General features: G+C 70.9%; 27 protein-coding genes. 7 read left to right on the top strand and 20 right to left on the bottom strand.

The features are described 5' to 3' along the window. Nucleotides 1–13: 13 nt before the first annotated feature. The 5 genes from GL325_RS08450 to GL325_RS08430 all read right to left on the bottom strand — a co-directional run bounded on the left by GL325_RS08450 (nt 14) and on the right by GL325_RS08430 (nt 4775). Nucleotides 14–1351, bottom strand: a complete 1338-nt coding sequence (locus GL325_RS08450) for a M23 family metallopeptidase (protein ID WP_187769230.1) — start codon at nt 1349–1351, stop codon at nt 14–16. 111 nt (nt 1352–1462) lie between these two features. After that, the gene (gene ftsX, locus GL325_RS08445; RefSeq protein ID WP_154596675.1) at nt 1463–2377 is read right to left on the bottom strand and encodes a permease-like cell division protein FtsX; all 915 of its coding nucleotides are present in this window, start codon (nt 2375–2377) and stop codon (nt 1463–1465) included. Nucleotides 2378–2382: 5 nt separating this feature from the next. Then, nucleotides 2383–3072 carry a cell division ATP-binding protein FtsE gene (gene ftsE / locus GL325_RS08440; RefSeq protein WP_187411511.1) on the bottom strand — a complete coding sequence of 230 codons (690 nt, stop codon included), beginning with the start codon at nt 3070–3072 and terminating at the stop codon, nt 2383–2385. 55 nt (nt 3073–3127) lie between these two features. Further along, nucleotides 3128–4297, bottom strand: a complete 1170-nt coding sequence (locus GL325_RS08435; RefSeq protein ID WP_187769229.1) for a Dyp-type peroxidase — start codon at nt 4295–4297, stop codon at nt 3128–3130. 4 nt (nt 4298–4301) lie between these two features. Beyond that, nucleotides 4302–4775: a copper chaperone PCu(A)C gene (locus GL325_RS08430; RefSeq protein WP_223111077.1), complete on the bottom strand. Its 474-nt coding sequence runs from the start codon at nt 4773–4775 to the stop codon at nt 4302–4304. Nucleotides 4776–4990: 215 nt separating this feature from the next. Between GL325_RS08430 and cofG the strand changes: the two genes are divergently transcribed. Genes cofG through cofC form a run of 3 tightly spaced genes read left to right on the top strand, consistent with a single transcriptional unit; the run spans nt 4991 to nt 9172 of the window. Further along, complete coding sequence (gene cofG / locus GL325_RS08425) at nt 4991–7168, top strand: 7,8-didemethyl-8-hydroxy-5-deazariboflavin synthase CofG (RefSeq protein WP_187769228.1); 2178 nt, start codon at nt 4991–4993, stop codon at nt 7166–7168. Then, nucleotides 7165–8589 carry an NAD(P)/FAD-dependent oxidoreductase gene (locus tag GL325_RS08420; protein WP_187411512.1) on the top strand — a complete coding sequence of 475 codons (1425 nt, stop codon included), beginning with the start codon at nt 7165–7167 and terminating at the stop codon, nt 8587–8589. Before cofG ends, GL325_RS08420 begins: the two co-directional genes overlap by 4 nt. Beyond that, complete coding sequence (cofC, locus tag GL325_RS08415) at nt 8582–9172, top strand: 2-phospho-L-lactate guanylyltransferase (RefSeq protein ID WP_187411513.1); 591 nt, start codon at nt 8582–8584, stop codon at nt 9170–9172. Before GL325_RS08420 ends, cofC begins: the two co-directional genes overlap by 8 nt. A gap of 1 nt (nt 9173) precedes the next feature. Here cofC and GL325_RS08410 read toward each other — a convergent pair whose 3' ends face one another. The 4 genes from GL325_RS08410 to prfB are packed head-to-tail and all read right to left on the bottom strand — an operon-like array spanning nt 9174 to nt 12344. Continuing rightward, nucleotides 9174–9581, bottom strand: coding sequence for a hypothetical protein (locus GL325_RS08410; protein ID WP_187769227.1), 408 nt, complete (start codon nt 9579–9581; stop codon nt 9174–9176). 20 nt (nt 9582–9601) lie between these two features. After that, nucleotides 9602–10546, bottom strand: a complete 945-nt coding sequence (cofD, locus tag GL325_RS08405; protein WP_187769226.1) for a 2-phospho-L-lactate transferase — start codon at nt 10544–10546, stop codon at nt 9602–9604. 1 nt (nt 10547) lies between these two features. Further along, the gene (gene cofE, locus GL325_RS08400) at nt 10548–11225 is read right to left on the bottom strand and encodes a coenzyme F420-0:L-glutamate ligase (protein WP_154596667.1); all 678 of its coding nucleotides are present in this window, start codon (nt 11223–11225) and stop codon (nt 10548–10550) included. A 6-nt stretch (nt 11226–11231) separates the two neighbouring features. Then, the gene (gene prfB, locus GL325_RS08395) at nt 11232–12344 is read right to left on the bottom strand and encodes a peptide chain release factor 2 (RefSeq protein ID WP_187769225.1); all 1113 of its coding nucleotides are present in this window, start codon (nt 12342–12344) and stop codon (nt 11232–11234) included. Between the two features lie 156 nt (nt 12345–12500). Between prfB and GL325_RS08390 the strand changes: the two genes are divergently transcribed. Continuing rightward, complete coding sequence (locus GL325_RS08390; RefSeq protein WP_187769224.1) at nt 12501–12743, top strand: hypothetical protein; 243 nt, start codon at nt 12501–12503, stop codon at nt 12741–12743. A 54-nt stretch (nt 12744–12797) separates the two neighbouring features. Here the strand turns inward: GL325_RS08390 and phoA are convergent, their stop codons facing one another. Then, complete coding sequence (gene phoA / locus GL325_RS08385) at nt 12798–14207, bottom strand: alkaline phosphatase (protein ID WP_223111076.1); 1410 nt, start codon at nt 14205–14207, stop codon at nt 12798–12800. 153 nt (nt 14208–14360) lie between these two features. Between phoA and GL325_RS08380 the strand changes: the two genes are divergently transcribed. Together GL325_RS08380 and GL325_RS08375 are read left to right on the top strand one after the other, a co-directional pair. Then, nucleotides 14361–15014, top strand: coding sequence for a DUF2510 domain-containing protein (locus tag GL325_RS08380; RefSeq protein WP_187769223.1), 654 nt, complete (start codon nt 14361–14363; stop codon nt 15012–15014). A 43-nt stretch (nt 15015–15057) separates the two neighbouring features. After that, entirely contained in the window at nt 15058–16074 is a 1017-nt protein-coding gene (locus GL325_RS08375) for an SGNH hydrolase domain-containing protein (protein WP_187769222.1), read from the top strand. Between the two features lies 1 nt (nt 16075). Here GL325_RS08375 and GL325_RS08370 read toward each other — a convergent pair whose 3' ends face one another. The 10 genes from GL325_RS08370 to GL325_RS08325 all read right to left on the bottom strand — a co-directional run bounded on the left by GL325_RS08370 (nt 16076) and on the right by GL325_RS08325 (nt 22472). Further along, nucleotides 16076–16273, bottom strand: a complete 198-nt coding sequence (locus GL325_RS08370) for a hypothetical protein (protein ID WP_187769221.1) — start codon at nt 16271–16273, stop codon at nt 16076–16078. 253 nt (nt 16274–16526) lie between these two features. Then, a complete protein-coding gene (locus GL325_RS08365; protein WP_187769220.1) occupies nt 16527–17291 on the bottom strand; it encodes a nucleotidyl transferase AbiEii/AbiGii toxin family protein in 765 nt (254 codons plus the stop codon). Further along, on the bottom strand, nt 17288–17902 hold the full coding sequence (locus GL325_RS08360; protein WP_187769219.1) for a type IV toxin-antitoxin system AbiEi family antitoxin: 615 nt from the start codon (nt 17900–17902) through the stop codon (nt 17288–17290). The genes GL325_RS08365 and GL325_RS08360 overlap by 4 nt, the downstream gene beginning before the upstream one ends. A gap of 220 nt (nt 17903–18122) precedes the next feature. Then, on the bottom strand, nt 18123–18527 hold the full coding sequence (locus GL325_RS08355) for a pilus assembly protein TadG-related protein (protein ID WP_187769218.1): 405 nt from the start codon (nt 18525–18527) through the stop codon (nt 18123–18125). Beyond that, nucleotides 18524–18940 carry a hypothetical protein gene (locus tag GL325_RS08350; protein ID WP_154596660.1) on the bottom strand — a complete coding sequence of 139 codons (417 nt, stop codon included), beginning with the start codon at nt 18938–18940 and terminating at the stop codon, nt 18524–18526. Before GL325_RS08350 ends, GL325_RS08355 begins: the two co-directional genes overlap by 4 nt. Then, entirely contained in the window at nt 18937–19329 is a 393-nt protein-coding gene (locus tag GL325_RS08345; protein ID WP_187769546.1) for a TadE/TadG family type IV pilus assembly protein, read from the bottom strand. Before GL325_RS08345 ends, GL325_RS08350 begins: the two co-directional genes overlap by 4 nt. Nucleotide 19330: 1 nt before the next feature. After that, complete coding sequence (locus GL325_RS08340) at nt 19331–19495, bottom strand: hypothetical protein (protein ID WP_187769217.1); 165 nt, start codon at nt 19493–19495, stop codon at nt 19331–19333. Between the two features lie 15 nt (nt 19496–19510). After that, on the bottom strand, nt 19511–20422 hold the full coding sequence (locus GL325_RS08335) for a type II secretion system F family protein (protein WP_255955851.1): 912 nt from the start codon (nt 20420–20422) through the stop codon (nt 19511–19513). Then, nucleotides 20419–21273, bottom strand: coding sequence for a type II secretion system F family protein (locus GL325_RS08330; protein WP_187769216.1), 855 nt, complete (start codon nt 21271–21273; stop codon nt 20419–20421). The genes GL325_RS08335 and GL325_RS08330 overlap by 4 nt, the downstream gene beginning before the upstream one ends. Further along, nucleotides 21261–22472 (bottom strand): CpaF family protein, encoded by a 1212-nt coding sequence (locus GL325_RS08325; protein WP_187769215.1) that lies wholly within the window; start codon nt 22470–22472, stop codon nt 21261–21263. The genes GL325_RS08330 and GL325_RS08325 overlap by 13 nt, the downstream gene beginning before the upstream one ends. A 210-nt stretch (nt 22473–22682) precedes the next feature. On the opposite strand from GL325_RS08325, the gene GL325_RS08320 reads away from it, so the two are divergent. Beyond that, nucleotides 22683–23225 carry a hypothetical protein gene (locus GL325_RS08320; protein WP_187769214.1) on the top strand — a complete coding sequence of 181 codons (543 nt, stop codon included), beginning with the start codon at nt 22683–22685 and terminating at the stop codon, nt 23223–23225. Nucleotides 23226–23394: the final 169 nt, after the last annotated feature.

The raw sequence follows: 23394 nt of genomic DNA, 5'->3' as shown, positions 1-23394 counted from the left end.
GGCCAGTGACAGGTCAGAGCCAGTTCATCGGCTGCGTCGTGCGGCCGTTGACGAGCACCATGAAGTGCAGGTGGCAGCCGGTCGAGTACCCGGTGGACCCGACATACCCGATGATGTCGCCGCGGCTGACCTTCGCACCGGTGCTCTTGGCATACCGGGAGAGGTGGTTGTAGGTCGTGATGACACTGACACCCCGCTTGACCCCGTTGTTGAGGATGACGCGGTTGCCGTAGCCGCCGTTGTAGTACTGCGACACGATCCGGCCGCCTGCGGCCGCGCGGATCGGGACGCCGCAGCCGACGCCGAAGTCGGTGCCGTCGTGAAGCTTGTAGACGCCCGTGATGGGGTGCCGGCGCATGCCGTAGGGGGACGTGATCGGACCGGGCACCGGACGGCTCAGCGCGCCGCCGGAGTCACCGGTGCCGGAGCCGCCTCCGCCGCTGTTGCTGGAGCCGCCACCTCCGCCGCTGCCTCCGTTGCCCTTGTTCTTCTTGCGGGCGCGGGCCGCTGCTGCCGCGGCGGCCGCCAGCTCCTTGCGGACGATCTCGGCCAACTGGTTCTCGAGGCGGACCCGGTCGGCCTCGAGCTCGGCCTGGAGCTTGAGGTCCTCGACCAAGGTGGCATCGGCGGTGCGCTTGGCGCCGGCGCGTGCCGACACCAGCTGCGCGACGGACGCGGCCTGCGCCTGGGCCTGCGCGGTCAGGGCCTGCATCTGGACCACGACGGCCTCGGCCTGTCGTTTCTGGTCGGCGACCTGGTCGCGCAACCGCTCGACCTTGTCGCGCTCGATCCCGAGCATGACCTCGGAGGCCGCCAACTCCTGCATGACCGCGACCTGCGCGTCGCCGATGGAGGTCTTGGCGCTCATCTGCTCGGAGAACAGGCCCGGATCGGCACCGCGCAGCAGATCGCCGAAGGCCTTGAGCCCGGTGTCGCCGGCCATGACCTGCTCGACGGCGAAGGACTCGACGGCCCCGCGCGACTGCTTGAGCTCCTTCTCCGCGGCCTCGAGGCGTGCCTCGGCCGATCGCAGCTCGGCCTCGGCCTTGTCCAGCTCGGCCCGCAGGCGGGCGTCCTCGGCCTGGGCGACGGCGAGCTTGCCGCGCGTCTGGCCCAGCTTCGTCTCGGCGACCGACAGTCGGGCCGAGGCCCGGTCGAGCGCACGCTTGGCGTCGCGGGCGGCCTTCGTGGACTCCTGGACCTCTTCCTGGGCGTCCTTGAGCTTCTGCTCGTTCTTGCGCTGCTCGCGCTTGACGTCGTCCTTCTCGTCACTGAACGTGGGCGCGCTCAAGCCGGCCACCAGCGCGATGCTGAGGGTCAGGGCGAGCAGGGTCTTGCGCAATCTCGTCATGGTCTCGAATCCGGGGAAGTGTCCGCAGGGGACGGAATCGTGCGAACTGACGTCAGCGACTCTACGGCAGAGGTTGAGGGTTTGAGCTCAGCACCGCCTCCGCGCGTGTCACTACACGTCGAGGTACTTGCGGGTCATGACGAACGTCGGGACCAGGGCCAGCAGCAGCGCCAGCACCGTCGTCATGCCCATGACGAGGAAGGCGTCCTCCCAGCGCACCCAGGTCGTGATCCGGCCCAGGGTGTCGCGCAGGTAGCCGTAGACCACGAAGTGCATGAAGGCCGCCATGCCGCCGGCCGCCAGGGCCGCCGAGATGATCGCCGCCACGAGGGACTCCAGCACGAACGGCGCCTGGATGTGCCAGCTGGACGCGCCGACCAGCCGCATGATCCCGATCTCGCGGCGACGGGCGAACGCCGTCATCCGGATCGTGTTGGAGACCTGCAGGATCGCCGCGATGATCAACAGCCCGGCCGTGGCCAGGGCGGCCCACTGCATCTTGTCGAGCATCTCGAACAGCGGCCCGAGCAGGTCGCGCAGCGAGTTGACGTTGCCCACGCCGTCCATGCCCGAGACCTCGCTGACGACACCGTCGAACTGCTGCGGGTCCTTCAGGGTCACGAAGTAGGACTCGGGGAACGAGTCGACGCCGAGAGTCTCGAGCTGCTTGCGGCCGGTGTCGGTCTGGCCCAGCAGCTCGCGCGCCTGGGCGTAGTTCTCCCGTGGCGTGCGCACGTCGAAGGTCTTGACCTCGGGGTTGTCCCGCAGGGCGGTCTGCACGGCCTGCTTCTGCTCGTCGGTGGCCGCGCCGCCGACGCACGTGGCGGCCGGCGAGTTCTTGGTGCACAGGTTGACCTGCAGTTGCAGCCGGTCGCCGAAGTACTGCTCGGTGCGCTCGGCCTGGGCCTGGATCAACAGGCCCAGGGACGCCAGCAGCAGCGACACACTCATGGTGACGATCAACGAGATCGTCATGGAGGTGTTGCGCGTCAGGCTCGCGCGCAGTTCGTTGAGGATCGCTCGCATGGGTCTCAGTTCTCGTAGCCGTAGATGCCGCGGGCCTCGTCACGGATCACGCGGCCCTCGTCGAGCTCGATGACACGCTTGCGCATCTGGTCGACGATCGAGGAGTCGTGGGTGGCCATCAGGACGGTCGTGTCCTCGCGGTTGATCCGGTCGAGGAGCTTCATGATGCCGACGCTGGTCGTGGGGTCGAGGTTGCCGGTGGGCTCGTCGGCGATGAGGATCATCGGCCGGTTGACGTAGGCACGGGCGATCGCGACGCGCTGCTGCTCGCCACCGGAGAGCTCGTCGGGGCGGCGGTGCCCCTTGCCGTCGAGACCGACCAGGTCGAGTGTCTCGGGGACGAGCCGCTTGATCTCGTCGCGCGGCTTGCCGATGACCTCCAGGGCGTAGGCCACGTTCTCGAAGACCGTCTTGTTCGGCAGCAGGCGGAAGTCCTGGAACACCGTGCCGAGCTGGCGGCGCAGCTTGGGCACCTTCCAGCTGGAGAGCTTGTTGATCTCCTTGCCGGCGACGTAGACGTGGCCGGACGTGGGCCGGGCCTCACGCAGGATCAGGCGCAGGAAGGTCGACTTGCCCGAACCGGAGGAGCCGACGAGGAAGACGAACTCGCCCTTGGTGATCTCCAGGTCGACGTGGTCGAGGGCAGCACGCTTCTGGCCGGGGTAGGTCTTGGTGACCTTGTCGAAGCGAATCACTCGATCGAGTGTAGGTGGGGCACCTGATGATTCCTCGGACGTCGACGCGACGGCGTCACGTGAAGAGCGCCTCACCGACGAACCCGTCCGGACGGACGCCCGCGGGGATGGCGAACACCGCCGATCCGATGGGCGTCGTCCAGGCATTGAGGGCGTCCTGCTCGGCCAGTCGCGCCTGAATCGGCAGGAACTGACGCTCCAGGTCGGCCTGGAACGAGCAGAAGATCAGGCCTGTTCCCGTGGCGTCGTCGTAGTTGTAGCCGCGCCGGAAGATGCGCTGTCCGTCGTCGCCGGCGCGGGCCCGGCGCACGTGGGCGGACGGCCCGATCACGGTGAAGCCGCGCTCGTCGACCGCCTCGAGGTCGACGTCGTCGGACGCCCTCCCGCCCGTGGTGGGCGCGCCGTCGGCCAGTCGCCGGCCGATCGAGAACTCACGACCCTCGCGGCCGACCTCGTCCCAGGTGTCGAGGTTCATCGCGATGCGTCGCACCACGAGCGTGGTGCCCCCGTCCAGCCACGGCTCAGGGTCGTCACGCCACACCACGCGGTCGAACCCAGCCGAGCCCGGGGCCTCGTTGGCGGTGCCGTCGACCTGTCCGAAGAGGTTGCGCATCGCGGTGCCGGGCCGGTGACTGCTCGCGGCGTGGCGGAAGCCGTCCTGACGCCACCGGACCGAGGCGAAGGCGCGGGCGTCGCGCACGAGCAGGCGCAGGGCGTGCGCGATGGTGGTCGGGTCGTCGGCGGCCACCTGCAGGAGCAGGTCTCCCCCGCTCCACCGCTCCTCGAGACGGTCGATGGTGCGGTACTCCGGCAGCGGCCCCAGCCACGCCGGCACCCGGGCGGCCCCACGGACCGCCGCGACGAGCCCCGGACCGAACCCGAACGTGACGGTCAGCCGGGCGGGCACCGCAGCCAGCTCCGGCTCGAGGTCGGCGAGCGGCGCCCGTCCCGCGGTGAGCCGACGGGCGTCGTCGGTCAGCAGGGTCAGCAGCCGGCGGATCGCGGCGGCATCGACACCGTCACGCAGGTCGAGCGCCAGCAGGCTCTGATGGGCCTGCGGCTCCATCTCGATGCCCGCCTGGTGGCGTCCGTGGAACGGGACCGAGCGAGTGCCGGTGGGCTCCGGATCGGCGTTCGCGCCGGTCGCGGCCGCGCCCAGTGCGGCACCCCCGACGGCGGCGGCACCGACCGCCGCAGCCCCTCCGAAGAGAGCGCGACGCTTCATGACCTCAGTGCCCCTTGCCGCCCTCGTAGTCCTCGGCACCGCCGGCGAAGTCCTTGGCCGTGGCGGTGATGTCGAACGTCGACCCGTCACCCAGCTCGAGCGTCAGCTCGACCTCCTGACCCGGCTCGATCGGGTCCGTGAGGTCCATCAGCATCAGGTGGTCGCCACCGGGCTCGAGCCGCAGGGACTCCCCCGCGGGGATCGTCACGCTCTCGACCGGGCGCATGGCACCGTCGGCGGTCTCGTGGATCTCGGCGCGGTCGGTCAGATCGGTCGTGACGCCGACGATCTCCACGTCCTCGTCACCGCTGTTGCTGAGCACCGCGAACGCCGCGCTCATGTTCATGTCGGTGGCCTTCACCCACGCGTCCGTCACGGCGAGGCCGGCGGCCCCGCCCTGCGCGTCGCCGGTGCCATCACCACACGCCGAGAGGGTCAGGAGGGCAGCCAGAAGCGCGGGGAAGATTCGACGGAACACGCCCTTCAGGATACGTCGGCGAGGGTCGACGAAACCCTGGCCTGGGCGTGATCCGGGCCTCAGCCGCGCCGAGGGGAACCCGCACACGCCTGGTCCACCCCGACGCCGGGACGGCAGCGCCGGGCCTCGGATGATCCTGCCGGGCGCGGTTCCAGCGGTCGCCCGCGCGGCCTCGGCGGCTAGGGTGTGAACGAGTCAGCGCGCGGGGAGTCCACATGAGTCTGCAAGCATCCGAGGTCTCTGCCTCGATGCTCTCGGCCCGCGGCGACGACCTCGACGACCTGGTCCGCGAGGCCGGGCGGATCCGCGACGAGGGCCTGGCCCGCGCCGGTCGCCCCGGAGTGGTCACGTGGTCCCGCAAGGTCTTCGTCCCCGTCACGACCCTGTGCCGCGATCGCTGCCACTACTGCGTCTTCGTCGACACCCCCGGCAAGCTCGAGCGCAAGGGCATCGCGCCCTACCTCTCCGAGGAGCACGTGCTGGCGATCGCGCACCAGGGTGCGGCGCTGGGGTGCAAGGAGGCGCTGCTGACCCTCGGCGATCGTCCCGAGGACCGCTGGGACGTCGCCCGCGAGTGGCTCGACCAGCACGGCTTCGCGTCGACCTTGGACTACGTCGGGCACCTGGCTCGCCGGATCACCGAGGAGACCGGCCTCCTGGCGCACCTCAACCCCGGCGTCATGACCGCGGACGAACTGGAGCGGTTGCGCCCGACCGCACCCTCGATGGGCATGATGCTCGAGACCACGAGCCACCGGCTGTTCGCCGAGCCCGGACAGGCTCACTTCGGCTCGCCCGACAAGGATCCGGCGTTGCGCCTGCAGGTGCTCGAGGACGCCGGCCGCCTCAGGATCCCCTTCACGACCGGCCTGTTGATCGGCATCGGCGAGACGCTCGAGGAGCGGTTCGACTCGATCCTCGCCCTGCGTGACGTGTCCGAGCGCCACGGTCACGTGCAGGAGGTCATCATCCAGAACTTCCGCGCCAAGCCGGCCACCGCGATGCAGGGCGTCGCCGACGCCGAGACCGATGCGTACATCGCGGCGGTCGCCACGACCCGCATCGTGCTGGGCCCCGACGCCCGGATCCAGGCGCCGCCGAACCTCTCCGACCCCGGCGAGCTGGCCCGCCTGGTCGCGGCCGGCATCGACGACTGGGGCGGCGTCAGCCCGCTGACCGCCGACCACGTGAACCCCGAGCGTCCCTGGCCCCAGGTCGACCAGCTGACCGAGCTCACCCGTGCGACCGGCTACGAACTGCGTGAGCGCCTCACGGTGCACCCGCACTACATCCGCGACCGCGACACCTGGATCGACCCGATGCTGCACGACGCCGTTCTCGCGTTCGCCGACGCCGACGGTCTCGCCGCCGCGGGCGAGCGGACGCCGCGCACCACCGGCACCGGTCACCGCGACCTCTTCGCGCGGGCCGAGCAGGACCCCGCCGGACTGAGCGACGACGAGTACGTCCGGCTCCTGACGGCGACCGGGCCCGACCTCGACCGGCTGACCGGGTTGGCCGACGAGCTGCGGCGCTCCGTCGCGGGCGCCACGGTCTCCCTCGTCCAGAACCGCAACCTCGGCTCGGACCAGGTAGCCGACCCGGCTCTCGTCGCGCAGGTCGCCGCCGACGCGGTCGATCTCGGTGCCACCGAGCTGTGCATCCAGGGAACCGCGAGTCCGGACACCCCCGACGACGTCTACGAGCAGATGCTGCGGGCCGCCCGCGCCGCCGCTCCGGGTCTGCACCTGCACGCCTTCCGCCCGGCCGACGTCATCGACGGCGCTCGGCGGACCGGCCGCACGGTGGCCGAGCAGTACGCGGCGCTGGCTGCGGCAGGTGCCGACACCGTCCCTGGGACGGGCGTCAAGGTGCTCGATGAGGCGTATCGCGCCGAGCACTTCCCCGCCGACCTTCCCGTCGACCGTTGGGAGGAGGCGATCCGCGCCGCGCACGGCCTGGGCCTGCACTCCACCTCCGTGCTGTTCTACGGCCACGGCGAGTCGCCGCTGCAGCGCGTCCGCCACCTGCGCCGCCTCCGTGCCGTCCAGTCCGACACCGGTGGCTTCAACGAGCTCGTGCCCATGGCGTTCCCCGGCGGCGACCACAGCGACGACCAGCACCGTGCCGTCCACGCGGTCGCCCGGTTGATGCTGCACGGCAGCGTCAACCACGTCCAGGCGGCCTGGACCCGGCTGGGCGTCGAGGGCGCGATCCTCGTGCTGCGCTCGGGCGCGGACGATCTCGGCGGCACGCTCTACGACGGCCGGGTGCTGCCCGAGGCCGGCGTCGAGTTCGGCCAGGAGCTGACCGTCGAGACGGCCGAGCGCATCGCCAGGAAGCTCGGCCGCCAGCTCCGCCTGCGCACCACGACGTACGGCGTCGCCCCGTGATCCGCGTCCGGGTGGCGGTGGTCGGCGCCGGGTTCGCGGGCGTGGCCATGGCCCGGCGCCTGGCCGCCGCGGGTGAGTCGTTCGTCGTGCTCGAGCGCCGTCCCGGCATCGGCGGGACGTGGCACGACAATCGCTACCCCGGTGTCGCGTGCGACGTCCCGGCGCACCTGTACGGCTACTCCGACATCGCCCACCCGGGCTTCAGCCGCGTGTTCGCGCCGGGCGCCGAGATCCTCGAGTACCTGCAGGATGCCGCCGCGCCCGTCGCCGACCGGATCATGCTGTCGACCCGGCTCGAGTCGGCCGACTGGGACGGCGACGCCTGGCAGCTGACCACCTCACGTGGACGGGTCGAGGCGGAGGTCCTCGTGATGGCCGCCGGCCGGCTGACCGAACCACGTCTGCCCGAGGTCCCGGGCACCTTCGACGGCCCGGTCGTCCACACGGCCCGCTGGGACGACGACCTCGATCTCGACGGCGCCCGGGTGGCCGTCGTCGGCACCGGCGCCTCGGGCATCCAGATCGTGCCCGAGCTGGCGCGCCGCGCCGAGTCCGTCGTCGTGCTGCAGCGCAGCGCCCCGTTCATCCTGCCCAAGGGCGACCGTGCCTACGCCGAGGCCGAGATCGCCCTGTTCGAGCGTCAGCCCGATCGGCTGGCCGGACTGCGCGCCGACCTCATGCGCGAGACCGAGGAGGTCTTCGCCCAGCGCGCCGGCGACGGTCGCGCCGAGGCCCGGGGTCGGGCACTGGGGCACCTCGCCTCCCAGGTCCCCGATCCGGTGCTGCGAGCGGCGCTGACTCCCGACCACGAGTTCGGCTGCAAGCGCGTGCTGTTCAGCGACGACTACTACTCGACGCTGCGGATGCCGCACGTGCGCCACGTCCCCGGTGCCCTGACCGCGTACGAGCCCCGCGCGGTGGTCGCGGCTGATCGTTCCCGCCACGAGGTGGACGTCGTCGTGGCCGCGACCGGCTTCCACACCACGCGCCAGCCCTACGCCGAGCTGATCAGGGGCCGCGGGGGGATCTCGCTCGACCAGTACTGGTCCCAGGGCATGCGGGCGTACGCCTCGACCGCCGTGCACGGTTTCCCCAACCTCTTCGTCCTCGACGGCCCCAACGCGACGCTCGCGCACAACTCGGCCGTGCTCATGATCGAGGCCCAGGCCGACTACGTGGCCTCGGCGCTGCCGTGGACCGCGCACGGCCCGCTCGAGGTCTCGTTCGAGGCCGAGCAGCGGTACGTCGACGAGCTGCAGGAGCGCTCCACCGTGTGGATCTCCGGCTGCCACAACTGGTACGTCGACGAGCGGTCCGGCCGGCAGGTGCTGCTCTGGCCCGGCAAGGCCCAGGAGTTCCGCGACCGGTTCGGCTCCTTCGACCCGGCACCGTTCGGCGTCGTGGAGTCTGCCGGTGCGTGACCGGCGGCGACGCGTCTGGACCGTCGTCATCCCCGTCAAGCCGACCGAGCTGGGCAAGTCGCGCCTCGAGATCCCCGGGGTCGAGCGGGTCGCGCTGGCGCGCGCCATCGCGCTGGACACCATCGAGGCGGCGGCCCAGGTGGCGCGCGTCGTGGTCGTCACCGCGGACCCGACGATCGACGCGCCCGGCGTCGAGATCGTCGTCGAGTCCGCCCCGCGCGGGATCGCCGCAGCGGTCGCCGACGGCCTCGCCACGATCCCCCGCGATCGGCGGGCCGTCCTCCTGGGCGACCTGCCCGGACTGCGCCCGGAGGACCTCGCCCAGGCCCTCGAGCTGGCGCAGGAGACGCGCCTGGGCGCCGTGCCCGACGAGGAGCGCCACGGCACCACACTGCTCACGGCTCGGGAGGGCGACCTGCCGGAGGCGTTCGGTCCCGACTCGTGGCGCCGTCACCGTGAGGCGGGCTTCCTCGAGTTGCCCGTGCCCTCGTGGTCGACGCTGCGTCGCGACGTGGATCGGGCCGACCACCTCCTCGGCGCCCTCGGACCTCGCACCTCCGCGGTGCTCGGCCGCGTGTCCTGAATCAGGACTTCGTGAAGACCAGGTCTCCCTCGTCGGGGACCAGGCGATCACCCTCGACGGTGAGGGCCGTCGGCAGCGTGACCGGGGTGTCGGCGACGGCACCGCACTGGACCTCGCCGTCCCGGTCGGGCTTCAGGCGGACCTGCCCACCGACGAGCTCCCAACGCCCCGGCAGCTCGACACACCCGTCCGTGGCGACATAGGTGTTGTCGTCGGAGAGAGTCAGGGTGAGACGCCGGCCGGACTGCGCGATCGGCTCGGACTCCCAGGCTCCGAGCACCGGCAGCGTGTCCTCCGGGCCTCCGGTCTCCTGGGACGCCGTGTCCTGCGCAGCCGGCCCTGAGGACTCCTGCGAGCATCCCGTCAGCACCAGGGTCAGGGCGAAGAGCAGAGCGGTGAGCGTGCGCATGCCGCCACGGTAGCCGCTGGCTAGGAGGTGATGGCGGCACGCGCCAGCGTGGCCGCCCGCTCGACGTCGCTCATCCACAGCGGCCGGACGCGGACGTCCCAGCCCTCGTCGATCAGCACGGGAGCGAGGTCGGCGTCCTCCTCGGCCAGCAACCAGGTGTCGAGCACTCCCCCGTCGGCTCGCCGCCCGTAGTGCCGCGCGACGGCGTCAGCCGAGGTCTCGACGCCGATCGCCGTGAGGCAGGCGTCGGCCATGCCGCGCACGACCTTGCCGCCGATGATCGGCGAGACCCCGACGACGCGAGCTGCGTCGGCGATGGCCTCGCGGACGCCGGGGACGGCCAGGATCGGGCCGATGGACACGACGGGGTTCGAGGGCGCCAGCACGACCACGTCCGCGCCGGTGATGGCCTCGACCACGCCCGGAGCGGGCACGGCCGACTCGATGCCGGGGTTCTCGAAGGCACGAGCGAGCACGGTGGCGCGGTGCCGCGTCCACCACTCCTGGAAGTGCAGTCGCGTGCCGTCCTCGACCACGACCTGCGTGTCGACCTCGGAGTCGGTCATCGGCAGCAGCCGCACGCCGATCGGCCACCGGGAGCCGAGCCGCTCGGCGATCTGGGTGTAGGTCAGACCGTCACGCAGCCACCCGGTGCGCGCCAGGTGCGTGCCGAGGTCGAGGTCGCCCAGGGTGAACCACGGCCACCCGGCATCCCACGCGCGCAGCTCGTCACTGACGCGCTCGGTCTCGCCGGCACGACCCCAGCCGCGCTCGGTGTCGTTCACGCCTGCCAGGGCGTAGAGGATGGAGTCGATGTCGGGCTGCAGGCGCACGCCCGAGAGCCACAGGTCGTCACCGGTGTTGACGACCACGGTGATCACGGCGTCCGAGCCCTCCAGCGCAGCGCGCAGCCCGCGCACGAAGCGCGCTCCACCCACTCCCCCGGCCAGCACGGCGACCCTCATGTCAGCCACCCGTCCGGAACAGGTCCTCGTCGGGCGAGCGCACGATGCTGCGCGCGCCCGGCAGGTCGAGGCCGCCGACCAGGTCGGCTCGGCCCCGGACGATCGCGACGGGCACGTGACCGTCCTTGGGCTTGACCAGCTCGGCGGCGGCGCACAGCTCGTCCGCGACGCACGACATCGTGACGGCCAGTGGACGGCCGTCGGCGTCGCGCGCGGGCTGCTCGAACAGGCGAACGCCGGCGGCGCCGATCGCGGCGTCGGTCTGGCCCAGGCGCCAGGCGCGGCCCAGCGTGTCGGAGACCAGGACGCCGACGTGGGCGACCTCGCGCAGTCGCTCGGCCAGTCGCCGGGCCGAGGCGTCGGGATCGACGGGCAGCAGCAGGACGTGACCGTCGGGGACGTTGCTGGCGTCGACCCCCGCGGCGGCGGCGACGATCCCGAGGCGGTTCTCGACGATGCGCACCGAGCCGCGCTCGGCGACGACGCGGACGGTCTCGGCGGTGATCGCGTCCTCACGGTCAGCGGCCGCGACGAGGCGGCCCTCGGCCTTCGAGACGATCTTGGACGTCACGACGACGATGTCGCCGTCGGACGGCGTGCTGTGAGCGAGGATCAGGGCGGCGAGGTCGTCGCCCTCACGGATCTCCGGCAGTCCGGAGACCCCGGAGACGGTCAGCATCGAGGCTCAGGCCGCGTCGGCCTGGTTCCGCCGCCAGCGGATGCCGGCCTCGATGAGCTCGTCGATCTCGCCGTCGAGGACGGCCTGCGTCTGGCCGGTCTCGTAGTCGGTGCGCAGATCCTTGACCAGTTGGTACGGGTTGAGCACGTAGTTGCGCATCTGGTCGCCCCACGAGGCCTGGACGTCGCCGCGCAGCTCGTCGAGGTGGGCGCGCTCCTCGGCCTTCTTCAGGGCCAGCAGCTTGGCCTTGAGGATCACCATCGCGCTGGCCTTGTTCTGCAGCTGGCTCTTCTCGTTCTGGCAGCTGACGACCACGCCGGTGGGGATGTGGGTCAGACGCACGGCCGAGTCGGTGGTGTTGACGCTCTGGCCGCCGGGACCGCTGGAGCGGTAGACATCGACGCGCACCTCGTCCTCGGGGATCTCGATGTTGTCGGTGGCCTCGAGCACGGGCACGACCTCGACCGCGGCGAAGGACGTCTGACGACGGCCCTGGTTGTCGAAGGGGCTGATCCGGACCAGGCGGTGCGTGCCGGCCTCGACCGAGAGGGTGCCGTAGGCGTAGGGAGCGCGGATCGCGAAGGTCGTGGACTTGAGCCCGGCCTCCTCGGCGTAGCTCGTGTCGTAGATCTCGACCGGGTACTTGTGGCGCTCGGCCCAGCGGATGTACATGCGCTGGAGCATCAGGGCGAAGTCGGCGGCGTCGACGCCACCGGCGCCGGAGCGGATGGTCACGAGGGCCTCGCGCTCGTCGTACTCTCCCGAGAGCAGCGTGCGGACCTCGAGGCTGTCGATGGCGGTGGCGAGTCGGTCGACCTCGGACTCGACCTCGGCCCTGGAGTCGGCGTCGCCCTCCTCGGCACTGAGCTCGAGCAACACGCTGACGTCGTCGAGACGCTGGCGCAGGGTGCGGACCTTCTCGGTCTCGGACTGCAGCACCGACAGGCGACCCGTGACGCGCTGGGCGTTGGCCTGGTCGTCCCAGAGGTCGGGGGCCCCGACCTCCTCCTGCAGATCGGCGATCTCCGCCTCCATCTTGGGCAGGTCGAGCACCCGCTCGATCGACGTCAGGGTCGTGTCGAGTTGCTTGATCCGGTCATTGAGATCGACGGTGGCCACGCGTCGAGGTTACCGCCGAAGGCCAGAACCGGTGTCGTCGACCGTCCGCGTGGCGGGCGAATTGAGATTCCTTCGGTATGCGAGGTGAATTCGGTCACGCGAGCGCGCGGCACCCGGCATGATCGATCCACCGAAGTACGCGGGAACGGAGAAGGCATGACGAACGAGCACATCGCTGCCATCGCGCTGGGCAGCGAGATGGGCTTCCTCGTCTTCTGGCTCGTGCCCCACACGGCGGCGCTGAGCCTGATGTCGACGCTCCTGGTCGTGGTCGGATCCGTCGCCCTGGTGACCCTGATCGCCCGGGGCATCGCCGCCCGGTTCGGCATCGATGACCCCTGGCGCGAGATCGGCCTGGACGCCGGCTGGGATCTGGAGCTGGCCGAGATCTGCGCCTGACAGACCAACGGCGGGTCGTCCCGAGGGAGACGACCCGCCGTTCTCCGTCTGCGGCTACTTCGCCAGTCGCAGGGCGTCGCGGATCGTGAAGAACACGTCCGTCTGGTCGGTCAGGCCCACGACGTTCGCCGCCCGCGGCCCGTACGCCGCGATCCGCAACTGCGACCCGGTGTGCTGCTGTGAGCCCGCGGCGGCGCTCGTGGCGTAGTTGATCGTCATCGGCTGGCCGTCGCGCGTCAGCAGGTTCACGGTCGAGCCCGGCGTGGCCGAGCCGGCCTCGACGATCTGGCTGGTGTGGGCGTGGTCGGCCGTGACGATGACCGTCGTGTGCTTGTCCTTCTTGGCGTAGTCCAGGGCGACCTTGACGGCCTCGTCGAGGTCGAGCGTCTCGCCGATCTGGCCGCACGCGTCCGAGGAGTGGTTGCGCTTGTCGATGCTGGCTCCCTCGACCTGCAGGAAGAAGCCCTTGCGGTTGCCGCGGTCGAGCAGCTCGATCGACTTCTTCGTCAGGTCGGCCAGGTCCGGCAGGGCGGCCGTGCGGGCCGGGTTCTCGGTGCACGCGACCGGCGCCTTCGTGCCGCCGTCGGCCGTGGCGGCCGGGCCGGTCCACCGGACCGGGAAGTTGCCCGGCGTGAACAGGCCCAGCAGCGGCCGCTCCTGGTCGGCCTGCTTCACGGCCTTGAGGGACGCGAGGTCCTCCACGACCCGGTAGCCGCGGTTCTCGGCCTGGCGGCGCAGGGTCTGACCCTTCCAGGAGCCGGCCGTCGCCGTCTCGGCGAAGGTCGCGGCACCGCCACCGAGGGACACGTCCGGACGCGTGTCGAGCAGCTGCTCGGTGATGCTGCCCTTCCCACCGTTCTCCTTGGCGTTCGCGGGGCACTTGGCCGTGGTGGCCGTGGGCCCGTAGCAACTGCGGCTGGTCACGTGGGCGACCTGGACGGCCGGGGTCGCGTCCTGCAGCTCGGCGGTCGAGACGTTGCCGGTCTTGTAGCCGGCCTTCTTGGCCAGTTGCAGCAGGGTGCTGCGGGGCTTGCCGTCGATGTCGACGCTGACGGCACCGTCGTACGACTTGGTGCCCGTCGCCCAGGCGGTGCCGGTGGCGGCGGAGTCCGGGACGTAGTCGGGCTTGCCGTCCTTGGTCAGGGAGTAGGTCGTGTACTGGCCGGTGAGCGGCAGGGCGTCGATGCCGGGGAACCGGCCGGCGGCGCCATGGACGTAGTTGCGGGCGCTCGTGATCTCCGAGTCCCCCATCCCGTCGCCGACGAGGAGGATGACGTTGTCGGGCCGGCTGCCGTCGATGGCCTTCTTCACGATCTTCGTCTGGTCGCCCGAGAGGCGCGCGGCGCCGCCGGGGCGGGAGAGGTCACGCTCGCCGCCGGCGACCGATCCCACGACTGCTCCCCCGAGGAGCAGTCCTGCGGTGCCGAGGACGAACATGCTGCGGGTGCTGGTGCGAATCTTCATGGGTCCAGACCAGCGCAGGCCCGTGACCGCCCGGTGAACTGCGCCGGAAGGCCTGCCGTCCAGTGCGGCAATCCCCGGGGTCGGCGACCGAACCGACCTGCCCGGAGCGACCGAGCCGCTGCAGGGCGCCCGGGGAAGGGCATGATGGTGCCCATGGACGCTCCCAGGCCGATCACGCCGCCCGGTTGGTACGACGACGGACACGGCCAACTGCGCTGGTGGGACGGCTCCCAGTGGACGCAGCACACTGCTCCCCTGGCTCAACAGGCACCGCAGCAGCAGGTCGCGCAGCCGGCGCAGGCGGTCGCGCAGCCGGCGCAGGCGCCGCGGCGTACCGAGGACCTCGTGCCGGTGAAGCGCTCGAAACTGGCGTGGATCCTGCCGATCGTGTTCGTGGTCGCTGCGCTGGTGGGATCGCTCAGTGCGGTGGCGCTGTGGAGCTCCGGCGCGATCGACGCCGAGCCGCTCGAGCGCACGTACGCCACCTACACGCGGGCCGAGCTCACGAAGGACTGCGCGACCCTGGTGGCCGTCACGACGGCGAACTTCCGCGACGACCTGACCGAACGGCCGTTCACGTGCGCCGAGTGGGCCTCGCAGCGTCCCGTCATCCAGCGGGCCGGCACGCCGAAGTGGGGCTTCCGGATGGGCCCGGTCGGCGTCCTGCTCGTCGAGGAGAGGCACTTCCGCTTCCTGGGCGACGAGGAACTGTCCGGAGCCACCCTCACGTCCTTCACGCTGATCCGCGAGGACGGCCGCTGGAAGATCGACGACGCCGGCGACGACGTCGACGGCGACATCGACTGACCCTGGTCTTGTCAGATCGGGCCCCACGAGTGACGCTGGTCACATGGGACTCGTTCCCCGTCGGATCCGACTCGCGCTGGTCGCGTCGGCGGTCGTTGCTGGAGGACTGCTCGTGGCCGTCTCCGAGACGACGCACTCACCGGCCCAGCGGACACCATCGCGCGGTGCGGCGCCTGACCCGGCGGCCGATGTCGCGCAGGTCGCCAGCGCGACCCCGCGCTGCTTCGGTGCCGCCTCGATGGCGAAGAAGCGCTGCTACAACCCCGCCCTGCGCGGGAGGCTGACCCCCAGGCCGAGCGTCGCCGCGAAGGACACGGCGCACTTCCCCGGTAAGCAGTGCTACGGGTCGAACGTGATGCAGACCCGCCTGAACCGAGGCTGCTCGTTCGGCACCCGGGCGCGGGGACGTCCGCACATGATCCTCGTCGGCGACTCCCACGGCCGGGCCCTGATGCCGGCACTCGTGGCGATGGCCCAGGGTGGCCACATCTCGCTGGAGGCCCAGATGCGTGCCTCGTGTGCGTGGACGACCTCGAACGTGATCCACCCGCACCGCCCTCGCGTGGGGGCGTGCCGCACCTGGCGCAAGAACCTGCAGCGCTGGCTGGTGAAGCGGGCGGCGCGGACCGACGTGATCATCACGACCGGCTACGCGCGGCAGGTCGACGGCAGCGCCTCGTCGCAGGTCAAGAAGATGCGCGGAGTGTGGCGTCCACTGATCAAGCGCGGGGTGCGCATCGTCGCCGTGAGTGACAATCCGCGGCTGGAGGACGAGCCGCAGAAGTGCCTCAAGAAGCACGGGGCACGCAAGGGTGCGAAGAAGTGCGGCGTCTCGTCGAAGGCCGGCCTCTCGCGCGACCCGTTCCTGCTGACGGCGAAGAAGACCAGCGGGGCGACGGCCATGGACCTGCGCTCGCGCTTCTGCCGCAGCGGATTCTGCCCTGCCGTGGTCGGTGGGGTGAACGTCTACCGCGACACCACGCACATCACCGTGACCTACTCCAAGACGCTGGCCCCAGTGCTGCTGGCCCGGTTCCGCGCGATGCGGCTGATCCGCTGACTCAGTCCGCGGGCGGCGTCGGCCGGCTCTTGGGGCTTCGGTTGACGTAGTCGCCGAAGGCGAATGCGGCGAGGGCCGCCACGGTTCCGATCACGCCGGCCCGTATGACCTCGTCCTGGGGACCGGCTCCGGGAGCACACGTCAACCCGATCCAGTAGAAGCCGATCGGCGTGACAGCCGTGTTCAGGTGGCCCTTCATCGCGAGTCAACGCCTTCCGTTCCCAGGGAATCGAGAGCACGACGATCCCACGTTCCGCCTCCGTGTTCCAGAACTTCGGGGTGCCAGATGCTGTCACCCCGAGCACGTGACGCGTCAGGCCGACGGTGGCGACCGGGGACTCCGGGAACTGAGGATCGTGTAGCCGACGAACGCGAACCCGACGGCCGCCGCGACCGCCCCGATCAGGCCGGTCCGGAGGGGATCGCCTATCGGGCATGTCCGGGCGAAGCGGTCAGGCGCGGGTGAGCCAGGCGTCCCTGACGACCGCCAGTGCCTCGTCGGGACCGGCCTTGATGACGCATTGATGGCCCAGCGCCGTCTCCCACGCGTCCTCGGTCGGTGCCGTCTCGAACATGCGTGGCGTCGGCACGAGGCCGGTCGGCCCGTGCTTGACGAACAGATCGACGGCCTCCGTGGTGACTGCGCCGCGCTGCGCGAGCGCCCAGAGGTCGTACAGGTCCCGCTCGGCAAAGCGGTCGCACCACACCGCGAGCTTGGAGGCGGCGAAGGCAGCGATGGTCGGCACGCGCATGGCGGCGGCAGGAACGCCCTCGTACCGCTGATACAGGCTGACGACCTCGGTCGGCCAAGCCGGATAGCCGGTGCCGTCGACGAGCTGCACCTGCACCTGGAGGCCGGCGACCTGCAAGACCGCCGGCTCTGAGCCGCGGGTGTTGGTGAGTTCGGGCAGCCACGCCACCTCTCCGTAGGCCCTCGCCAGCGCACGCGAGACGACGCGGTCAATGTCGTTGGCGACGTCAGCGCGACGCCACAGGGCGATCAGGTCGATGTCCTCACTGAGCCGCAGATCGGGCAGGTGGGTGCGGCTGAGCGCGGTGCCCCCGAAGAACGTCATCTGGTCGTCGGGCAGCTTCGACAACGCGGCCAGGATGTGCGAGATCAGCTTGTCGCGCTCGACCTGTGCGGTGCCGACGCCGAACTGCTCGGCGACACGTGCCTCGTCAGTCAGAGCTGGCGGGTCGGTCGACTCCGTCATCGCGTGGCCTTGAGAAGTGCAGCGGCGCGACGGCCGAAGTGGTGCTCGTCGGCGAGCTCGAGCAGGTGCTCGGTGTCAACGCGCGGCATCAGGTTCGCGATCGCGGCTCGAGCCTCGACCTCGAGGCCGCCCAGCTTCGGTCGGCGCGCGAGGTCGAGGACGGTCTGCTCGACGGTGGTGACCAGGACGCGGCCGGTCTCCACGGGCATCCTCACCGCATCGAGGCGAGCGGTGTCGCGGGCGACGAAGACGACCCGACCTCCGTCGTCGAGGGTGATGGGCGCGTGCTGGCGCGGGACGGCGACGATGCCGACGCCGATGGCGCGAGGGAGCGCCCCGTGGATGCGTGCTGCAGTCAGCCCCATGAGCACGATCTCCTCGCCGGGGTAGGCCGTCGTCGCGATGGCCGCGGTGGCGGTCTCGATGGTTGGCCGCCACGTGAGCGGCTGGTCGTCCGGCGGAGCCATGTAGTAGCCGGGAGCGAGCCGGATCAGCTCACCGTTCGCGGCGTGATGGCGCAGGAGGGCGCGCGGGTTGGCGTACTTGTCCGCGAGGTTCACCGGCCGGACGGCGCGGAGCTGCGCACGGGCGACATCTCGGAGTGCAGTCATGGCTCTTCCCTCGCTATTACCGAAATCGTAGCATGGGACACTACGATTTCATTAGTAGCGCGCCGTCGCTGACCTCGAGAGAGTCAGCGCCGTACTCGCCACCACATGGTGGGGCTCATCAAGAGCGCGCACCGAACCGGTCAGGCCGCGCTGCTGATGCTCGGCCACGGCGTCACCTGCCGCGCGACGGTCCCACGTTCGGACCGCATGATCCAGAGCCTCATGGCGCCAGGTGCAGTCGGCCCGAGGCGTCGGCCCGGATCGTGGCGGTGTCGGGCACCCCCGGTGGGACGAGGGGCAGTGGGACGCGGCGGGTCAGTCGGACCTCGACCCGGTCGCCGGCGGTGCTCAGTCGGACGTCGACGTCCGACGGCACGATGCCACGGATGAGGCTCTGCGCGTCGGCGGCATCGAGGACGGCCGCTTCGTCGATTCCCCCGGTGTACACAGCATCTCGGTCGAGTCCGTCCGCGGCGTGCAACGCCACCCGGTCGGCGAGATTCATGAGCTCGCGTCGCTCGAGGAACGCGGCCGAGGCGTTGACCACCACCACGACCAGCAGGCCCAGGACGGCGAGGAAGCCCACCGTCAGGACGGTGACGTTGCCCCGCTCGCGTCGCCTCATGGCGCGGCCCGGTACCGGCCGAAGGGTTCGGTGTGGGTCGAGGAAACGTCGAAGGCCGCGACGGGATCGCCGAACAGGTCCGGCGCCAACGGGAGCCGCTGCGAGGAGCGGACATCGACGACCACGGTCGAGCCGGGGACGAAGCAACTCGGCTCGCACCGCGTCGAGACGGAGGCGCCGGACACGTCGTGATCGGCCAGCACCAGGCGGGCAGCCACGCGAGCGCGTGACTCCGCGGCAGCCGCATCCTCGGACTGGATGAAAGCGCGCGCCGCCGCCTCGCTGGCGGCCGCCACGGCATAGGCCGTGCGCTGGGTCTCGAAGACGGCGATGACGACATAGACCAGGGGCACCAACAGGAGCAGTGTCAGCCAGGTGAACTCGACGGTCGCGCTCCCCCGCTCGCGCGTCATGGCTCCTCCTGGCGGACCGCGTGCCCGATCGCGTCGAGGGACACGCCCGGCCCCCACAGCCCGAGCGGCGGCACGTCGCCGCGGATCCGGACCTCGATGACGGCGACGCCGTCGACCTGCGTCTCACGCGCCACGACGTCATCGGCGTAGCGGTCGGCCAGCGTCGTGCGGATGACCTCGCGTGCCCGAGCCTGGGCGTCGGCCGGCCCCGAGCCGAGTCCGGCAGCGGCCCGTGCACCGTCGGACGCCGCAGCGACCATCGTGTTGCGCACGTGAAGGACCAGCGCGAGCTGGGCGATGCCGAGGACGAGCGGGATCAGCACCATCAGGACCAACACGAATTCCGGCACCGCCGCACCGCGCTCGTCCCGGCGCCCCGCGCCACACATCTCAGCCACCGACGGACATCAAAGCCTGGTTGAGCATCGAGGTCAGCCGAGGGCCGGCGATCGCCGTCAGTCCGGCGACGACGCCGGCCGTCATCAGGGTGATCATCACCCACCCGGGCACATCGCCGCGTTCTTGCGTTCGCAGTCGAGCGATCCGTGATCTCATGCGATCTCCTTCATGTCAGCCACCCGACGAGAGGTGGAGTCCGGCCAAACCTGGGAAGAATGCGAAGGCGATGGTGATCGGCAGGATCAGGAAGACGACCGGGACCATCATGGCGATCTCGCGCCGACCGCCGGACTCGAGCAGCTCGCGCCGGGCGGCCTCGCGGACGTCGGCGGCCTGCGCGTGAAGCACGTCGATCAAGGGCGTGCCCCGGTCGATGGCGACCGCGAGTGCCTCGGCGAACCGAGCCACGCTCATCACCCCGGTGCGCGCCGCGAGATCGTCGAGGGCGCCCACGACGGTGCCGCCCGCACGCACCTCCGCCAGGACCTGACCGAGCTCACGGGACAACGCGCCGTGGCTGACCCGGGTCACTCGCTCGAGCGAGGAGACCGGACTCTCGCCGGCCGCGACCGACAGCGCGAGCAGGTCGGCCACGGTGGGGAACTCCGCTCGCATGCGCGCCTCGTGATGGCGCACCCGCGCCGAGAGCCACTGGTCGCAGGCCAGACAGCCGCCGATGAGGCCTGCTCCACACCACAGCAGCAGCGCGATCGCGGGCGGCTGCGCGATGGACCAGGCCACCATCGACGCGCCCACGGCTACGGCGAGCCCGACCGCGCCCCACATCGCTTGGCGGACGCGGAAGTCCTCGACCGTCTCGTCGCTGCCACAACGCCGCAGCCGCCGTGCGATGGCAGCGTTGCTGCCCAACGACTCGCCGATCGAGCCCGTCAGGCGCCGCCACGACGGTCCGGCGACGTGGTCCAGGAGGCGCCCGGCGCGCGGCTCGGCCACCGACGGACGGACATCGCGCACGTACGGGAGCAGACGATCGGCCAGGCTCGGCCGGCGCGCGCGCCGCCACCCCTGCGCCATCAACAACAGGCCACCGGTGAACGCGGCCCCGATCATCGCGCCGATCACGTGAGGATCCTCTGCTCGGTGGGCAGCCGGCCCAGACGCAGCATCAACCGGTACGCCACCAGACAGATGAGGGCCCCGGTGACGAGCAGCATGACTCCTGACGGTGTGGCGAACCGCGCGATCACGGCGCGCTGCAGGCTCATCATCAGCAGCACCAGCCAGGGGGCGGCGACCGCGAGCCGCGCGGCCCCGATGGTCCACGACTGGCGCGACTCGAGTTCGCCGCGGGTGCGCAGGTCGTCGCGCAGGAACCCGGACAGGGAGCGCAGCAGCCGACCCAGGTCGCCACCGCCGACCTCGCGAGCGATCCGGAGCGCCTCGACCACGCGATCGCCGATCGGGTCGGCGAGCCGCGCCTTCAGCAGATCCAGACTCTCGGCGAACCGTCCGGTGGAACCGTAGTCGCGACCGAACTGGATGAAAGGCTGGCGCAACGGCTCGGGCCCGCGCTCACCGAGTTGGATGAGTGCCTCGGGCAGTGAGAGTCCCGCCCGGACCGCCGACGCGAGATGGTCGACGGCGTCCGGCCACGCCTCCGCATGCTCACGCTGGCGTCGGGCCGCCCGCGAGCGGATGAGGGCGAACGGCGTCCATGCACCGGCGATGCCGGCCAACGCCCCGACGACCGCGACCCCGGTGACGCCGGCGGCGACGATGGCCGCCACCACGGCGATGCCGACAGCCGCGAGCACGATCGTCCGCGGGGTGACGTCAGGCATGCCCGCACGCTCGAGCAGTGCTTCGATCCGATGAGGCCCGGCCACGCGCGGCGGCGCAGCCGGCTTCGGTTGCCAGTTGTCGACCACGAGCAGCAGCCCGATGCCGAACACCAGGCCGATCAGCGTTCCCACAGCGACTCCGGATCGATGCCCGCCGCCTCGAACGCCTCGCGCCGCTGCGGGGTTCCCGGTCCCCGCACGAGGCTGCCGGCGCGTCGGACGAAGATCGGCTCGGCCTCGATGATCCCGTTCTCGGCCCGGCCGGTGGTGGCGACGATCTCGCGGACGGCACGGCGCCCCGACGCGTCGATCGCGGTGTGGACGACGATGTCGACCGCCGTCGCGACCGTCGGCACGACGAATCCCGCGGAGACGTTCTCGCCGGCCAGCAGCGGAAGCGTGCAGAGCTTCACCAGCGCCTGTTTCGCGGAGTTCGCATGGATCGAGGCCATGCCGGGGAGTCCGGAGTTCAGCGCGAGCAGCAGGTCGAGTGCCTCCTCGGCCCGAACCTCACCCACGATGATCCGGTTGGGGCGCATGCGCAGTGCTTCCTTGACCAGCATCCGCAACGTGATCTCGCCGGTTCCCTCGAGCCCGGCCTGTCGGGTCTGCATCGCGACCCAGTCGGGGTGGGACGTCTTGAGCTCGAAGACCTCCTCGACCGACACCAGCCGTTGGGTTCCGGGGATCGACCCGGCGAGGCAGTTCAATAGCGTGGTCTTGCCGGCCTGGGTTCCTCCGCTGACGACGATGTTGAGCCCGGCCAGGACGCACGACTTCAGGAACGATGCCGCCCGTTCGTCGAGGGTGCCGAGGGTGACCAGGTCGTCGAGACCGGCCGCTCGGGCGACGAACTTGCGGATGTTGACGGCCGTGAAACCGCGCGTGATGCCGTCGAGCACGACGTGCAGACGGTGACCGCCGGGGAGCATCGCGTCGACGAACGGCTGACTCAGGTCGAGTCGGCGGCCGCTGGACGAGAGCATCCGCTCGACCAGCTCGCGGACCTGCTCGGTCGTGAGCATGACCGACGTCAACTCATGGCGGCCGTCGCGGGCGACGAAGACTCGCTCGGGTTGGTTGATCCAGAGCTCCTCGATCTCAGGATCGTCGAGGAACCGCTGCAACGGACCGAATCCCACCAGGTCCGCCACCAACTGACCCACCACATGGTCCGGCTCATCGAGCGCTCGGACAGCCCCTGTCAGGCTGCGCTGCTCGTGCTCGGCCACCGCGTCGCTGGCCGCGCGACGCACCGCATCGACGTCGGTGCGCGGATCGATCCGGCGTTCGCGAACGAGGGCGCGGACCCGATCGGCCAAGACCTCCATGTGCTTCCCCCCGAAAGCCGGTGCTGCTTGGCCTGCATCATGGCCAACGGCAAGACACGGTCACAAGGCCCGCACAGCGATCTGTGGATGAAGGGACGAAAGAGGCATACGGCTGTGACCGGCGCCACGAAACCGAGCTGCAACGAGCGAAGGCTGGCTGTCGAGCCAGTCCCACCACTGACGCGTGGACCTCGATGACATGATCATGAAATGTCGGCCCTGAGCACTGGTTCGGAGCAGGAGCGGCGGCGCTTCCGCCGCTCCTGCTACACCGCGACGTTCGCACTGGCGGGGTTCCTCGACATCGCGCTGAGCTGCCGCATCCTCGCTGACCTCGGCTTCCTGCGCTCCGTCATCTGGGGCCTCGTCGGCGCCGCCGTCTACGCGCTGGCATACCTCGCGCTCTCCATCACGTCCCAGTTCCTGGGCGACGACCCCGAGGGTGATGCCGCGGCACGGGTCGATCACGAGGCACCTTCCGAGGACGAGGACGATAACGACGCGCCGGGCCCGTGGTGGTCCGAACTGGGGTGGCACCTGCTGACGTGGGCCATCGTCGCCGTCTCGACGGTGTGGCTCTTCGTGCTGTTCAACGTGAAGTCCATCGTCGTGATCGCAGGCTTCGCGGCGCTGACCCCTCGCCCGTCCACGGCGGAGTTCCTCGCCGTCGTCGTCGTCAGCGGGACGATCCAGCTGGTCGCCATGAACACCATCGCCGTCCCTGCCGCCAAGCGCCGCGGGGTGAGCCTGTGACCCATCTCGGCACCACGCGGCCTGCGGCCATGTGAGGGCTCACGTCGGGCCTGAGTCTCGCGCTGCTGGGCGGCTGGACGCTCGGGTCGAGCCTGGTCACCGCGGCGATCGCGGCCGTGGCGGCGTGGTTCATGGCCTCGATGATCCGCAGCTCGCGTCGCGGCGATGG

The sequence above is a fragment of the Aeromicrobium sp. 636 genome (assembly GCF_024433585.1).
Taxonomy (GTDB): Bacteria; Actinomycetota; Actinomycetes; order Propionibacteriales; family Nocardioidaceae; genus Aeromicrobium; species Aeromicrobium senzhongii.
The sequence above is the reverse complement of the archived record's forward strand: the minus strand, read 5'-3'. Positions and strand labels throughout refer to the sequence as shown.